The organism is Sorangiineae bacterium MSr11367, assembly GCA_037157805.1.
GTDB classification, from domain to species: domain Bacteria; phylum Myxococcota_A; class Polyangia; order Polyangiales; family Polyangiaceae; genus Pendulispora; species Pendulispora rubella.
In genome coordinates this window covers 11,468,216-11,481,921 of record CP089983.1, presented here as the reverse complement: position 1 = coordinate 11,481,921, position 13,706 = coordinate 11,468,216, and the positions used below count along the sequence as shown (strand labels likewise).

Here is a 13,706-nt window from a genome sequence, read left to right as displayed (position 1 = left end):
TCCTTCTGATAAGAGGAGGGAATGCGAAATCCCGGGATGCTCTGGCCGGCTTGGCTCGTTGGTGCCTCGCTCATGATCGCGTGCGGAGGCTCCAACAAGGAAAGCGAGACACCCGCCTCCAAGGCCCCTGCGGCCGACGCGACGGCGGCGAGCGCCCCGGTCTCCTCCTCTTCTTCTCCATCGTCTTCCTCCTCTAGTCCCTCGGCATCTCCGACGACCCAGGCGAGTGCGACCTCCTCGAAAGAGCAGGGCGCGGGCAACCCGTCGGTGCCCGCGAGCGGTGGTGCGAAGACGCAGCGGCCCTTCGCGAACACCTCGCAGGAAGCGACGGAGTTCATCGACGAGGCGGTGGAGACCCGCCACGCGGAGGCGGAAAAGTGCGTTAGCGCTGCCCGTGAACGGCGCAAGAGCCCGCACGCGGAGATCATCGTCGAGCTCGGGATCGATCAGGAGGGCACCCTGATCGGCGTCAAAGGACCAAAAGGCCAGGTGCAGGACAAGGTGCTCTTCGATTGCATCCGCGACGCGCTGCTCGGTGCGCCGTTTCCTCGTAGCAAAGCCGGCGTCATCACCTTGAAGAAGACGTTCTCGGACCAAGTCATCTACCGTCGATGACCGCGCCGCGTCGTTTCCGATGGACCCAGGCCGCGTGCCTTGCACTGGCCTCGCTCGTGTGTGCTTGCGGCAGCTCGAAGCCAAAGCTGTCCGCGCAAGGCGTCACCCATACCGCCAACCCCGCAGGCAAGGGCAGCTCCGACTCGCTGCGCGGCCGGCCCGAGCTCGAGTCGTACCTGGTGGCCACGGTGCCCGAACGGACCTTGGGCCCCTTCCTCGCCCGCCGCGATGGCACCGCCATGGTGGGTTATATCTCCACGGAGGGCGCAGCACGCAAGGTCGTGGCCGCACCCATCTCGGCGGCGAATGGAAAACCTTCGGCGAATGCGCGCGTGGTTGCGACCGCCGGCGGCGACGTCGACATGTTGGTCGTGCGCCCCACCGGGGGAGCCCGCCCCGGGTACGTGGCGCTCTGGACGTCCCTCACGGATCGCGGCAAGGCGATCCAGCTCGTCGGGATCGCCGACGATGGCAACGCCCGCGGCCAGGTGATCGAGGTTGCCCGCACGACCGACAACGTCGTTTGGGTCGAGGTCGTTCCAACCCCGCGTGGGGCCATCTGCGTGTGGGCCGAGGAAACGCGCGACTCCTCGGCGAACATCCTCGGCGTGCCGCTCGATTCCGACGGCCGCCCGCGTGGCGTGCCCACACCGCTCGCCCGAGGTGTCATCGGTTGGCAAGCGGTCGCCACCACCATGGGGGCAGGGCTTGCACTCGTCTCGCGTGAAGCGGGCCAGAAGCCGAGTCTCCTCTGGACGAAGCTCGACGGTGATGCGCGGGCCGTGGGGGCGCCCGAGGTCATCGCGGCGCGCTCCTTCGTGGGGACGGACGTCGATGTGGTGCGCGTAGGCGATGCCTGGGTCTTCGCCTGGACGGACCGCTCGGGCTTCGATCCGCAGATCATGACCGTGTCGCTCGACGAGCGCGCCACGTCGAAGGAGAAGGTGCGCGCGCCGGTTCCGGCCGTGACGGCCATCGGCGGGGCCAAGCTCGTGGGGCTCGTGTCCTTTGGCGATGCGGCAGCCCTCGCGTGGGACGAATCGGGTCGCACCGGCCGATCCGGGCGGCTTCATGTCACGAAGATGGACGCGGGCGGAAAGCTCGCGCCCGACGCGAGCGTCACCTTGGAGCTCGAGGGCAACACCGTGCCGATCCTCGCGCCGGCGGGGCGGGGCGTGGGGTTGCTCGTGAACGCGCGTGCATGTCCGCTCGCCTCGAACGCGGACGCCTGCGCCGCCGTGTCACCGGGGCCCACATTTCTCCGCCTCGACGAGAAGTTCGCCGCCGTTCAGGTCGAATCGATGCGCCTTCGCGAACAGCGTGAGGCCACACTCGCGTGGGGGCTCGATTGCGGCGGCAAAGAGGCGCACGAAGCGCGCGAATGCCTCGCGCTCGCGGCGCTCCCCTTGCCAGAAGGTGCGCCGGGGGTCAGCCAAGTGCATGCCGCGCACATGCCGGCGCGGCCATCGCTCTACAAGGCGCCGCTCGTGCCGCCGCTCCCGCCCGACGCACCGCGCCCACTGACGTTGACCACCGTGGCGGCGCGCGAAACCTTCACCGATCTCGCGGCGGCGCATGTGGGCGACGGCACCTTGCTCGCGCTCGTATCGTCGCCGCCGGCCACCGACAAGCGGGATGGTCCCCGCAAGCCCACGGCCTCGAAGCAGGCACCCCCGCCGCCTGCCCCCCTCGCCACGGGCGATGCGATCCGCGTGTACGACCTGGACGCGAAAGGGGCACTGCGCGACAAGCCCGCGCTTCTCACGAACCGCGCATTGAGCGTCGGCGGCGTAGCCATCGCCTCCGATGGTAACGATGGTGCCGCGGTGGCGTGGGTTGCTCGCGATGGCGGCGATCCGCAGGTGCACCTCGCGCGTGTCGATCGCCACGGGAAGAAGTTGCGTGAACAACAGGTGACGAGCGATCGCGGCGATGCCAGTGACGTGGCCGTGGGGTGGGTCAAAAATGGATGGATCGTCGCGTGGGTCGACGGCAAAGACGGCAACGGGGAAGTCTATGCGGCGCGCGTCTCGCCCGAGCTTCGCGTCTCGCCACCCGAACGAGTGACACGCGCACCCGGCGATGCCAGCGATCTCTCGCTGCTGGTGCAGGGTGATCGTGTGTGGTTGGCGTTCTCCGATCCGCGCGACAGCCCACATGATGGCTTCGCCGACGTGTACGTCGCCACCTTGCGTGCAAGCGATGCGAAGCGCACGAGCGAGGTGCGCGTCCTGGCCACCGCGGCCCACTCGCGCTCGCCGGTGCTCGCCGCGGCTGGCGATGGTGTGGCCGTCGGCTGGATCGAGGAAGCGCCCATGGGGACGGAGCCGAACAACTCCGCGGCCTACGGCGCCATGGTGGCGTGGCTCGACGCGAGCGGACAACCCGTGCGCGAGCCCGTACGCACCGCCGGTATGGGCTCCGGGTTCCCGACGGCCATCGCGTTTCAGAATGCGCCGGGGCAGGGCTCCCTTCGCGCCATCCTTGCGCGAAGCACGCGCGACGAGCTTTCGCTCGATGCCGTGGAGCTCCCACCGACCCCTGCCACGCCGGCCGCGTCCGTGCGTGTCTTTCCGCTCCTCGCCCTGAGCGGCCCCCCTTCGCAGGACATCTCGCTCTCTTTTCTTGAAGGAGCACTTTTTTACAGCGATGGCCTACCGGAAGAAGAGCGCGTCCGACGACTAACGATCGGATGGAAATAAAATGAGGAAACGACTTCGAGCCGGCGACCGATGTGCACGTAGGTGGAATGGAAGTATCGTCAAGAGAGGACGCCATGGGCATCGATCGCATCGGTAAAGGGGGCCCTACACTGCCGACGAACACGACGGCGGAGGTGGGAAAATCAGGGCAATCCTTCGAGGCCACGCTGCAGGAAAAGGCAGGCGCCGAGAAAGTCGGCAAGGCCGAAACGGCAGGCTCCGTAGGTGGTGCTGGCGCGGTCGAGGGGGCCGCAGCCTCACCGTTGGAAAAGCTCCGCGCAGGTCAGATCGACCTGAACGGATATCTGGATCTCAAGTTGGACCAGGCCACGGCGCATTTGCAGGGGCTTGCCCCCGCGCATCTCGACGCCATCAAGAAGGCACTGCGCGAGCAACTCACGACGGATCCCATGCTCGCGGATCTGGTGAAGCGAGCCTCGGGCCAAGCGCCCGCGTCACCTGAGGGCTAATGATCGCGCGGCGCAGCGCCTCGTTCCTGCTCTTGCTCGTAGCATCGTCGCTGGTAGGGGCTGGGGCGGCGTGCCGTCGGGATGCAGCATCGCGACAAGGCGCCAAGGGCGCGGAAGAAAAGCCGATCGCCGAGGTCGCGCCTCCTTCGCCGTCCATGACGGTGCCCGAGACGGACGCGTCGCCCGAAGCACCGCGCGGTGCGGTCACGCTTCTCGAGTGGACGTTGCCAAGCCCCATCGAACGGGCCGTGGTGATCGTTCCGAAATCGCGCACGCCGGAGCAACGGTTTCCGGTGGTCATCGCCCTTCATGGGCGCGGCGAGGCGTTGAAGGGCCCCGCGCTCGGCGCCATGGGTTGGCCGCGGGATTATGCGCTCGAGCGCGCGTTCGGGCGGCTGACGGCGCCCCCTTTGGTGGAGGATGACTTCGAAGGGCTCGTGGCCGCGGCCCATCTGGCCGAGTTGAACCGCGCCTTGGCCGAGCACCCTTTTGGGCGCCTCATCATTGCCTGTCCGTATGTGCCGGACCTCAACCTGTCCAGTGCCGAGGACGTCGACGCGTATGCGCGGGCGCTGACCACGGAGCTTCTGCCGCGCGTGCGCGCGGAGACACCGGCCCTCGCATCGCCGGAGGCCACGGGCATCGATGGCGTGTCGCTGGGAGGCATCGTGGCGTTGCGTGCCGGCTTGGGGCAGCCCGCCGTGTTCGGTGCGGTGGGCGCGTTGCAGCCGGCCATCCACAACACCGGCGCGGCCGCCGCGGAGCTCGCGGAGCTGGCCAAAAGCGCGCGGGCGCGGCGACCGGAGCTGAAATTGCGGCTGACCACGAGCGAGCGGGACAGTTTTCGCCGGGCCGTCACCCGCACGAGCGAAACCTGGCGCGGGGCCGGCATCGCCCACGACTTTGCCGTGCTGCCCGGGCCGCACGACTACGTCTTCAATCGCGGCCCCGGAGCCATCGAGTTGCTCTTCTGGCACGATCAGGTGCTCGCGAGATGACGTTGCGCGTCGAAACATGAGTAATATCGCCGGGCCATGTCGCCCTGGCTCACTTCGCTCGAAGCGCTCGCTCGCAAACGCGGCGGCGATGATGCGCGCGCCATCGGCGGCAAAGCTTCGCGCCTCGTCTGGCTCGCCAAGCATGGCTTCCCCGTGCCCGACGCGTGGATCCTCGGGCAGCAGGCGTTTCAATCCACCTTGCGCGAGCTTTCGCCGGGGTGCGATCCGCGCTCGCTTTTGCGTGCGGCCGGCGGGCGAAGCGGCTCGACGCGCGCGGCCGAGGCGCGTCAGGAGCTGCTGAACGCGCCGCTCCCCAAGGGGCTCGAAGAGGAACTCGCCGAGCTGTGGGAAAGCATCGGCCCGACCGCGCCGTGGGGGCTCGCCGTGCGATCGAGCGCCACCTGCGAAGACGGTGCCCTCGTCTCGATGGCGGGCCTCGCGGAGACGCGGCTCGCGGTGCATGGCAAAGAGGCGCTCGCCGATGCCGTGCGCGAAGTGTGGGCGTCGATCGCCTCGGGCCGCGCGCTCGCATACCTCGCCGCCCACGGCGTGCGCGACGTGTCCATGGGCGTCGTCCTGCAGCGCATGGTGGAGGCCGAGGCCGCGGGCGTGATGTTCACGCGCTCGCCCGAGCCGCCTACCAGCGGATGGCTCTCGCGCGATCAGCGCATCGTCAACGCGGCCGTCGGGCTGGGCTCGCCCGTGGTCGATGGCGTGAGCACGCCCGACATGCTTCGCATCGACGCGCATGGGCGGCTCATCGAGGCCGTCGTCGCGCGCAAGCCGCGCGCGCTCGTCGTGGTCGACGGCGCCATGAAAGAGGTGAGCGTCCCCGAGCCCGACAAACCGGCGCTCGGCCCCGCGCGCATCGAGGAACTCGCGGACATCGCCTCGCGGCTCGAGCGGCTCGACGCAGGGCCTTGGGACGTCGAGTTTGCGTGCGACCGCGAGCGCACCTGGATCGTGCAGGCGCGGCCCATCACCGGCCAAGGTTTCCCCGAGGGCGGCAATGCCTTCACGGTGTGGAGCAGCGTGAACGTCGGCGAGGCGCTGCCCGGCGTGGCCACGCCGCTCACCTGGTCCGTCGCGGGCGACTTCAGCGAGGCGGGCTTTCGCCGTGCCTTCGCCGCCCTCGGCTGCAGCGTGCCGCGCAGCGCGCGCCTCGTCGGCAACGTGTACGGCCGCTTCTATTTGAACCTGACGCAGTTCATGCGCATCGCGGCACAAGTGCCATGGCTCGATCCGCGCACCTTGGTGGAGCTCGCGGGCGGTTCCGCCGGGGACGAAGTGGCGCATCAGGTGGCCGACGTCTCGCGCCGTGGCTTCTACGCGCGCTTCCCCATGACGGCTTCACGCCTCTTGCGCGAGCAGCTCCGCCTCGACGCCGACGTGAACGCCTTCGAGGAGGCCGCCACGAAGGCCGAAAAGGCGCACAACGCCCTGGACTTGGCCATCTTGCCCGACGAAGGGCTCGCACGAACCATCCGCGACGTGCAGGGGCTGCTCGAGCGAACGGGCACCGTGATGCTCACCTGCGCCTCCAGCGCGCTGGGGACGCACCTCGCGTTGAAAGCGTCCTTGGCGCAGATTGGCCAGAGCCAAAAGACGAAGGGAAACTTCGGCCCGCTGGTTGCCGAGCGCCTCGCGCAAGCGTTGACGGCGGGCATTCGCGATCTGGAGAGCGCGCGCCCGGCCATCGGCATCATGCGCGTGGCCGAGCTGGCGCGGCGCGAACCGGCGGCGTTCGCCGCGATCGATTCCGACGCGACCGTGGGCCTCGACGCCATCCCGGACGGGCCGACCCGCCGCGCCCTCGCCAATTTTCTCGAGCTGTACGGCGACCGCGCGGTGCGCGAGGCGGAGCTTTCCACGCCGCGCTGGCGCGAGGACGTTCGCCAGGTGCTCACCATGGTGCGCGTGGCCATCCGCGGCCAGGTGCGCGAGGTGGAATCGTCGCTGGCGCGCGCGCGCGCCCACGCCGATGCGGAGATGGTCAAGTTGATGCCACGCCTCGGCGTGCTGGAGCAAACCTTGGTGCGGCACCTCGTGGCGCGTACGCAGAAGGCGGCGCGGCTGCGCGAGCGCATGCGCACGTGGGTCACGCGTGTGCTGGGCATGCTGCGCGAGGTCTTCCTCGACGCCGATCGCCGGCTTTTGCGGCTGGCGCCCGAGCTCGCGCAGGATCAGGCCTCGCTCGTCGCGTCGGGTTCGGCGTTCGCGGGCATCCACAGCGTGTTCTTCCTCACGGTCGACGAAATCGTGCGCGCCCTGGAGATGTCGCGGCGCGATCTGGCCGCACTGGTGCGGGCGCGCCGGGCGGAGTTCGCGCGCGACCAGGGCCGGCCCGATCCGCCATCGACCTTCATCGGTGCGCCGCCGCCGGTGGTGCTGCCCCCGTCGGGTGGCGATCTGCTTCGCGGTGTGCCCGCGAGCGCGGGTGTCGTCGAGGGGCGCGCGCGTGTGATCCACGGTGCGGATCGCATGGGTGAGCTCGAACCGGGCGAAGTGCTCATCGTGCACACGACCGACGTAGGCTGGACGCCGCTCTTTCTCATGGCCGCCGGTGTGGTGACGGAGCTTGGCGGGCCGCTTTCGCATGCAGCCGTGGTGGCGCGCGAATTCGGCGTGCCGAGCGTGGTGAGCGTCGCCTTCGCCACGCGGATCATTCGCACGGGCGATCGGGTGCGCGTCGACGGCGATCGGGGCGTCGTGGAGCGTTTGCGGGAGTCCGTATGAAGGCGACCGGCGCAGCCTGGCGTATTCTCGTGTCGTTCGGTGTCATCGTCGCCGTTCTGGCGGTGGCCATTTTCGTGGCGAAGCTGATCCAATCGAACACGGACAAGCCCGCGCAGGCGGATGCCGCGGTGGATGCCATGACGGTGCCGGATGCGAGCAGCGAGTCCGAGATCGACGCGGACGTCGAGGATGCGGGCACCGACGCCGCCCGCGCCGAGAGCCTGTGTGAAACGATTGCCAAGGAAATCGAGGCCACGGCGTCGCGCAAGCTCGGCGCGGAGATGGGCGACGCGTCCGGCTGGCTCTTGCCGGACCTTTTCCGCGATGCCCACTGCGTGGCCGCGCACACGCGCAGCGGCACGGGCATCTGGGCCATGGTTCCCACGGGCGTGCGCACGAAGGATGCTTCGGCCGAGGTGGAGGTTCTCTGGGACGTCGTGCACATCTCCGGCAAAGGCGATCGCGTGACGTTGGCGCAGCCGCCCTTCGTCTCGAGCGTGGACCGCTCGCTGGACCTGGAGCAGCCGACGGTGTTCGACTACGATGGCGACGGCCAGGACGAAGTGATCCTCACGGGCGCGAGCTGGGTGCGTGATGGTGTCTCGCAGCCGTACGCGCGGCTGTGGACCATCAAGGGCAAGAAGATCGATGCCTACTCGAGTGGGGGCACGGCGCCGGAGTTCGGCGCGGTGGAGGACATCGACGACGATGGCCGACCCGACCTGCTGACCAACGGTGTCTACACGGCCGAGGCCCCAGATGCGCCCGATGCCGCCGGTTGCGGGGCGCCCGAGCACCGGTTGGCTGGGCCGCTTCTGGCATTGCACTCGCGTGCGGACGGCACGTTCTCGGCCTCCGACGAGGTGGCCTTCGCCTACGCGAAAAAGGCCTGCCCGGCGCGGCCGAAGTCCCTCCTCGTGAAGGACGTGCCCGCGGATGCGTCCGCACAGCCGGCGTCGTCGCTGGACAACCTGGTGTGCGCGCGGCTTTGGGGCGTGAGCGAAGCCGACGTGACGGCCATGATCGCCAAGGAATGCCGCGTCCCCCGTCCTGCGGACGCCGGCGTCCTCGATGCCGGAAAGGACGCAGGAAAGGCCGCGCCGTGCTCGGGGGAGATCCTCTGCGACGACGCGGCGCGGTTCCGCCCGTGGTTGCGGGCCAAGCCTCCGCTGTCGTTGCGTTAGCCATGCGATGGATCGTGCGCGAGGGGGATCCCAAGACGGTGGACGCCATCGTGCGCGCCGCCGGCGGTGATCCGCGCGCCATCCCCGACGGCCGCGTCTTCATCGGTCGCCGCCGGGTCACGCGTGGCGAGGAGCCCGTGCGCGTGGGCGACGAGGTGCGGATCGCCGCGCCGCGCCCCGAGACGAAGGGCGACGAGGTCCGTGTGCTCCATCGCACACGCGATTGGCTCGCGTTGGAAAAGCCCGCGGGCATCCCCACGATTCCCGACCACGGCGGCGCGAAGGACTCGCTCCTCGCGCACGCCGCGCGGCTCGCCAAGATGGACGCCGCCGCGGTGCACCCGACGTCGCGGCTCGATCGCGAGGTGGGCGGCGTGGTCGTCTTCGCGCTGACCGCGCGGGCGCGCGAGATGGCCAAGCGCGCGCGGGACGAAGGACACTACGAGCGGCGCTACATCGCCATCGCCGCGCAGGCGCCCGATCCCGAAGAGGGAACGTGGGCGTTTCCCATCGGGCGCGCCTCGGACCCGCGGCACCGCGCCGTGAACGGCAAAGACGCCACCCACGCCGAAACCGTGTACCGAACCGTGGCGCGTGCGGGGGCCTTCGCCTTGCTCGCGATCGCGCCGCGCACCGGGCGCACCCATCAGATCCGCGTGCATGCGAGCCACGCCGGTGCCGCATTGGTTGGCGACCGCGTCTATGGGACGGGCTCGCGGTTAAGATTGCCGTCCGGCCAGGTTCACGAAGTCGGACAGGTCGCGCTATTTGCGGCGTGGGTCCGCCTCGACGGCGTGCTCGACGTGCGTGTGGGCACGAGCCCGGGCGAAAGAAAGCTCCGCGACCTGTGGACGACGCTTGGCGGCGAAGCCGGTGCATGGGATATCGCTGTGTCGTGCGTTCTTGGTCGACCGTCGTCTTGAGCTTGGCATTCGCCGGCATCCTCGTGATGTTCGCGGTGTTTTTCGGCGCCATCGCCGAGGCCGGCGGCATCGGGGTCGACGCTTCCCCCGGGCGCCTGTCCCTTTCGAAGCGGGTGGCGGATGCCTCCGCGCCCATCGATCCGAAGAAGGTACGCATCGCGCCAGATCCGCCGCCGCTTTCGGAGCGCCGGCAGTGGATCTTCGACCTGCGCTACGACCATGGCGACGTCTACCTGTTGGGCATGCACCAGGTGGAGCTTGCGGCAGCCCAGGCCACCCCCCGGGCCATGGGCCGCTTCGCCCTCGAACTGTACGAGGGTCCGACCGTCATCGAACGGGCTCGGTTCGACTTCCCGATGCTCGTGGCCGCCGGAATCGACGCCGGGGACGCCGGACGGGACCGAAACCGCGTCGATTTCGACGCCAAGCTGGTCAGCCGCATCGGTGTCATGTTCCCCTCCACCGCCCGCGGCACGCGGCTCGAGCTCTGGGATCGGGGCACGGATCAGCGCTGGTCCCTACCGTGGCCCCCCACGGACACCAGAAAGGATGCGAGCGCTCCGTAGGTATGCGATTCTGACGCCGTGAATTCGCCGGAACAAGGCTCTCAAGGGCTCGTCGGTCAGACCATCGCGGGGCGCTACAACGTCATTCGCGTTCTCGGCGAAGGGGGCATGGGGGTCGTCTACGTGGGCGAGCAGAAGCTCGGCGCGACGACCCGCAAGGTCGCCATCAAGACGCTGCACCCGCATCTGTCGCACGACCCGAAGATTCTGGCGCGGTTCGAGCGCGAGTGCGGCACCATCGCGGAGCTTCAGCACCCGAATACGATTCAGGTTTACGACTTCGGCAAGACCGACGACGGCACGCTCTACATCGTGATGGAGTACGTCGAGGGCAAGAGCGTGGCCGAGGTCCTCGAAAAAGAAGGGCCGATGGCGCCCACCCGCGTGGAGAAGATTCTCTCGCAGGTCGTCGGCTCCCTCGAGGAAGCACATGCGCACGACATCGTGCACCGCGACCTGAAGCCGGAAAACGTGGTCCTCTGCGATCGCGCCGGCCAGAAGGACTGGGTGGAGGTGCTCGATTTCGGCATCGCCAAGCGGCAGAAGGAAGAGGACAGCGAAGAGCGCAAGCTCACGCAGGCGGGCATGGTGCTCGGCACACCGCCGTATATGAGCCCGGAGCAGTTCACCGGGCGGCCCATCGATGCGCGGAGCGACATTTATTCGCTGGGCATCATGGCCTACGAGATGCTCACGGGGCGGCTGCCCTTCAACGGCAACACCGCCTACGAATGGGCCACGGCGCACATGGTGCAGCCGCCCGCGCCCATCGAGACGCAGCCGATGGGCCAGCGCGTTCCGCAGCCCATGCGCGACGCCGTTCAGCGCGCGCTCTCGAAGGATCCCGCGCAGCGCTTTGCGACGGTGAGCGAGTTCTTCAGCGCCTTCTCCGGAAAGGCGCCCTCGCAGCCGGCCATCGCGTACGCGCAGACCGCGGCCCTCGGCGCTCAGCAGGCGCCCGCGCCCGGCTTCGACGCGCGTCCGGCGGGCGGATACGGCGGTACGGCACCGGGCGTGTCGGCGGGTTATGTGACGGGGCCCACGCCCGGTTACAACACGGGCGACGTTCCGCAGCGCCGGGGCACCGAGATCGGCGCGCAGGTGGACATGCCGGGCTACGGGCCGCCGCCGGGCGGTGCGCCGCAGTACGGTCCCCCGCCGAATCAGGGCTACGCCCCGCCGCCGCAGCAACCGGTGGCGGCGTACCATCCTGCCCCGCCGTCGGGGACGGAGTCGGGGGGTGGGGCGCGCAAAGGGCTCATCATCGGCGGCCTGGTCGCTGCGCTCGCGGTCTGCGGTGTGGCCGTGGCCGCGGGCATGGGGGCCTTCAGCGGTGGCAGCAAGGGCGCCGAGAACAACGAACCGCTCTTTCCCTCGGCAAGCACCGCGGCGACGACGCCGCCTCCGCAGCCCACCGAGACGCAAACGGCCGCGCCGACGAACACCGCGCCGCCCGTGAGCGGATCGCTTCCCCCGCTCAACCAGGAGAGGCCCCAGCCTCCGAGGCAGCAGCCCACCACGAGCACGAGGAGGGACGCGGGGACCACCACGGGCACGCCTACGGGCACGCCCACTCCGCAGCAACCCTTGCCCGTGCCGCCGCCTTATCAGCCGCCTCCGCAACAGCCGCAGCCGCCCCCCGTGCAACCCCCGCCGCAGCAACCGGGAAAGCCCGGCGAGCCGGCGGAATGCGCGGCGGCACGCACGTGGTGCGCGCGCGCTGCGACCGATCCGCGGGCCGTTCCATTCTGCAACAGCAAGACGGCCGCGTGCCGAAGCATGGGAGGTTCTCTGTGACGAGGGGTCGCCTTCGAGACGTGGTTCTTTCGGATTCGGTTCTCCTCGCGGGCCTCGTCGGCCTGGCGGGTCTGGTGGGTTGCAAGAAGCAGGTCGACTTCAATTCGGTCGATGCGGGCGCCACGCCCGTGACCGCGGAGCCGACCACGAACGCCGCCGCCCAGCCTTCCGCCACCGCCGAGGCACCCAAGGACGACGCGGCGAGTGCAGGTGGAGACGTCGCACCTCTTGCGCCCCTCGCGGGCGGTAGCGAGCCGCCGAAAAGGCCCGCTACAGGAAGCGGCGGAAGTGGCGGAGGCTCGAAACCGAAGCCCACGGCATCGGCCTCCGGCGGCAAACCGCCGACGACGCCAACAGGAACGGGAACGGGAACGGGAGCCCAGCCCCCCGCGGGTGGTCAGCCGCCCGAGTGCGCGCAGGCCGTGCGGTTTTGCAACCACCCGGCCTACAACACCGACTCGGCGATCAAGAGCATGTGCGAGGCCAAGAAGGCCGAGTGCACCCGCAAGGGCGGGCACCTTTAGTCGCCTACGGGCAGACGTTTTCGCCCGCTGACGAAGGATCGCCTGCCGCACCGCCGCCCGGACTGCTGCCCGTACCTGGTGTGCCTGTGGAGGAGCCCACGCTGACCGGGGTGCTCGATTGCGCGCCGTTCTCGTAGGCGCCGATGGCGACCTTGCTGGCCTTTGCGCGTGCGGTGGCTTTGTCGGCCGGATCGACCGCGTGCAGCGGCGGGCTGAACACCGGCGCCGCGAGCGGCGACGGGAACGGGTGCGCCGTGGGGCTCGCGGTCGGCAAGAGCGCTTGCCCAACGAGGGCGCTGCTCGTTGCCAGGCGGAAGTCGCGCTGGCCCGAATTGGCGAAGCCGGGGTCCGCGCCCGTCTTCGTGTTCGTGAACGTGGGGACGCTGCTGCCCGCGGGCAGCCAATTGTTCGAGCCGGTGATGCTCTCGCCGTTGACCCATTGGGCCTCGGTCGTGCGGAACACCGGAACGGACCCGCCACCGATTCGATAGAACACGTTGTTGTGGAACTCCACGGACTCGATTCGGTCGAACACCTGAATCGCCGTCGGTGAATTCGCCGCCAGAACGAACGTATTGTTCACGAAGCGATACCGCCCCGACGTATCGCCCGTTCCATCGCCGCCGACGCGTGCGACGTTCGAGCCCGCCGCGCTCTTCACGAAGACGTTGCCCACGACGTCCGAATCCTCGCGTTTCAGCGCGGGATCGGCGCCCTCGGGGCCAATCAGCTCGATTTCACGGTAGGCCGCGCCCTCGATCCAATTGTAATAAATCTCGTTTCGCTCGGCGCGGCTCTTCACGTTGTTTCCGCCTTTGCCGTCGTGCACGTAGCAAAATTGCATACGAAACACCGAGCCCGGATAGGCGACTTCGTCGGTGGCGATGTAAATCGGGTGTTTCGTGGTGCCGTTTCCGCACCCGTAAACCTCCACGTGATCCAGCGTGAGCGAGCCGGAATCTTCATCGGCGCCGAGAATGCCGTGTCCGGCGCAATCACGGACGATGCTGTCCTTTATCGAAATATCGTCGCCGTGATGGAAGATGTTTCTCACATTTCCCGATTTGACGTCGAATCCTTCGAATACATAATGGCTTGCGTCGAACTGAACGGTACTGTCGCCGCCGGAAATCACCGGGCGTGCGCCGCTGGTTCGAATGCCCCGTATGGTGATGGGGCTCGCCTTCGTGC

Annotated in this window: 11 protein-coding genes; 10 read left to right on the top strand and 1 reads right to left on the bottom strand. The window is 69.0% G+C overall.

Features of this window, described 5'->3' with window-relative positions; all coding sequences use genetic code 11:
- Window positions 1-21: 21 nt before the first annotated feature.
- The 10 genes from LVJ94_44595 (at window position 22) to LVJ94_44550 (ending at window position 12,515) form a co-directional block, all read left to right on the top strand.
- Window positions 22-615, top strand: a complete 594-nt coding sequence (locus LVJ94_44595; GenBank protein WXB03976.1) for a hypothetical protein — start codon at window positions 22-24, stop codon at window positions 613-615.
- Window positions 612-3,317, top strand: coding sequence for a hypothetical protein (locus LVJ94_44590; protein WXB03975.1), 2,706 nt, complete (start codon window positions 612-614; stop codon window positions 3,315-3,317). The genes LVJ94_44595 and LVJ94_44590 overlap by 4 nt, the downstream gene beginning before the upstream one ends.
- Before the next feature lie 74 nt (window positions 3,318-3,391).
- Window positions 3,392-3,787 carry a hypothetical protein gene (locus tag LVJ94_44585; protein WXB03974.1) on the top strand — a complete coding sequence of 132 codons (396 nt, stop codon included), beginning with the start codon at window positions 3,392-3,394 and terminating at the stop codon, window positions 3,785-3,787.
- Entirely contained in the window at window positions 3,787-4,785 is a 999-nt protein-coding gene (locus LVJ94_44580; protein ID WXB03973.1) for an esterase, read from the top strand. Before LVJ94_44585 ends, LVJ94_44580 begins: the two co-directional genes overlap by 1 nt.
- 36 nt (window positions 4,786-4,821) lie before the next feature.
- A complete protein-coding gene (locus tag LVJ94_44575) occupies window positions 4,822-7,521 on the top strand; it encodes a phosphoenolpyruvate synthase (protein ID WXB03972.1) in 2,700 nt (899 codons plus the stop codon).
- Window positions 7,518-8,705, top strand: a complete 1,188-nt coding sequence (locus tag LVJ94_44570; protein ID WXB03971.1) for a VCBS repeat-containing protein — start codon at window positions 7,518-7,520, stop codon at window positions 8,703-8,705. Before LVJ94_44575 ends, LVJ94_44570 begins: the two co-directional genes overlap by 4 nt.
- Before the next feature lie 2 nt (window positions 8,706-8,707).
- Window positions 8,708-9,628 carry an RluA family pseudouridine synthase gene (locus LVJ94_44565; GenBank protein ID WXB03970.1) on the top strand — a complete coding sequence of 307 codons (921 nt, stop codon included), beginning with the start codon at window positions 8,708-8,710 and terminating at the stop codon, window positions 9,626-9,628.
- Window positions 9,601-10,194: a hypothetical protein gene (locus tag LVJ94_44560; GenBank protein WXB03969.1), complete on the top strand. Its 594-nt coding sequence runs from the start codon at window positions 9,601-9,603 to the stop codon at window positions 10,192-10,194. Before LVJ94_44565 ends, LVJ94_44560 begins: the two co-directional genes overlap by 28 nt.
- 18 nt (window positions 10,195-10,212) lie before the next feature.
- Window positions 10,213-11,991: a protein kinase gene (locus LVJ94_44555; GenBank protein WXB03968.1), complete on the top strand. Its 1,779-nt coding sequence runs from the start codon at window positions 10,213-10,215 to the stop codon at window positions 11,989-11,991.
- Window positions 11,988-12,515 carry a hypothetical protein gene (locus LVJ94_44550; protein WXB03967.1) on the top strand — a complete coding sequence of 176 codons (528 nt, stop codon included), beginning with the start codon at window positions 11,988-11,990 and terminating at the stop codon, window positions 12,513-12,515. Before LVJ94_44555 ends, LVJ94_44550 begins: the two co-directional genes overlap by 4 nt.
- Before the next feature lie 4 nt (window positions 12,516-12,519).
- Here LVJ94_44550 and LVJ94_44545 read toward each other — a convergent pair whose 3' ends face one another.
- Window positions 12,520-13,569: a hypothetical protein gene (locus LVJ94_44545; GenBank protein ID WXB03966.1), complete on the bottom strand. Its 1,050-nt coding sequence runs from the start codon at window positions 13,567-13,569 to the stop codon at window positions 12,520-12,522.
- Between the last annotated feature and the right edge of the window lie 137 nt (window positions 13,570-13,706).

Excerpts from the sequence above, each read along its gene's own strand:
- LVJ94_44595 (WXB03976.1), top strand. The coding sequence starts at position 22 with ATGCGAAATCCCGGGATGCTCTGGCCGGCTTGGCTCGTTGGTGCCTCG.
- LVJ94_44590 (WXB03975.1), top strand. The coding sequence starts at position 612 with ATGACCGCGCCGCGTCGTTTCCGATGGACCCAGGCCGCGTGCCTTGCA.
- LVJ94_44585 (WXB03974.1), top strand. The coding sequence starts at position 3,392 with ATGGGCATCGATCGCATCGGTAAAGGGGGCCCTACACTGCCGACGAAC.
- LVJ94_44580 (WXB03973.1), top strand. The coding sequence starts at position 3,787 with ATGATCGCGCGGCGCAGCGCCTCGTTCCTGCTCTTGCTCGTAGCATCG.
- LVJ94_44575 (WXB03972.1), top strand. The coding sequence starts at position 4,822 with ATGTCGCCCTGGCTCACTTCGCTCGAAGCGCTCGCTCGCAAACGCGGC.
- LVJ94_44570 (WXB03971.1), top strand. The coding sequence starts at position 7,518 with ATGAAGGCGACCGGCGCAGCCTGGCGTATTCTCGTGTCGTTCGGTGTC.
- LVJ94_44565 (WXB03970.1), top strand. The coding sequence starts at position 8,708 with ATGCGATGGATCGTGCGCGAGGGGGATCCCAAGACGGTGGACGCCATC.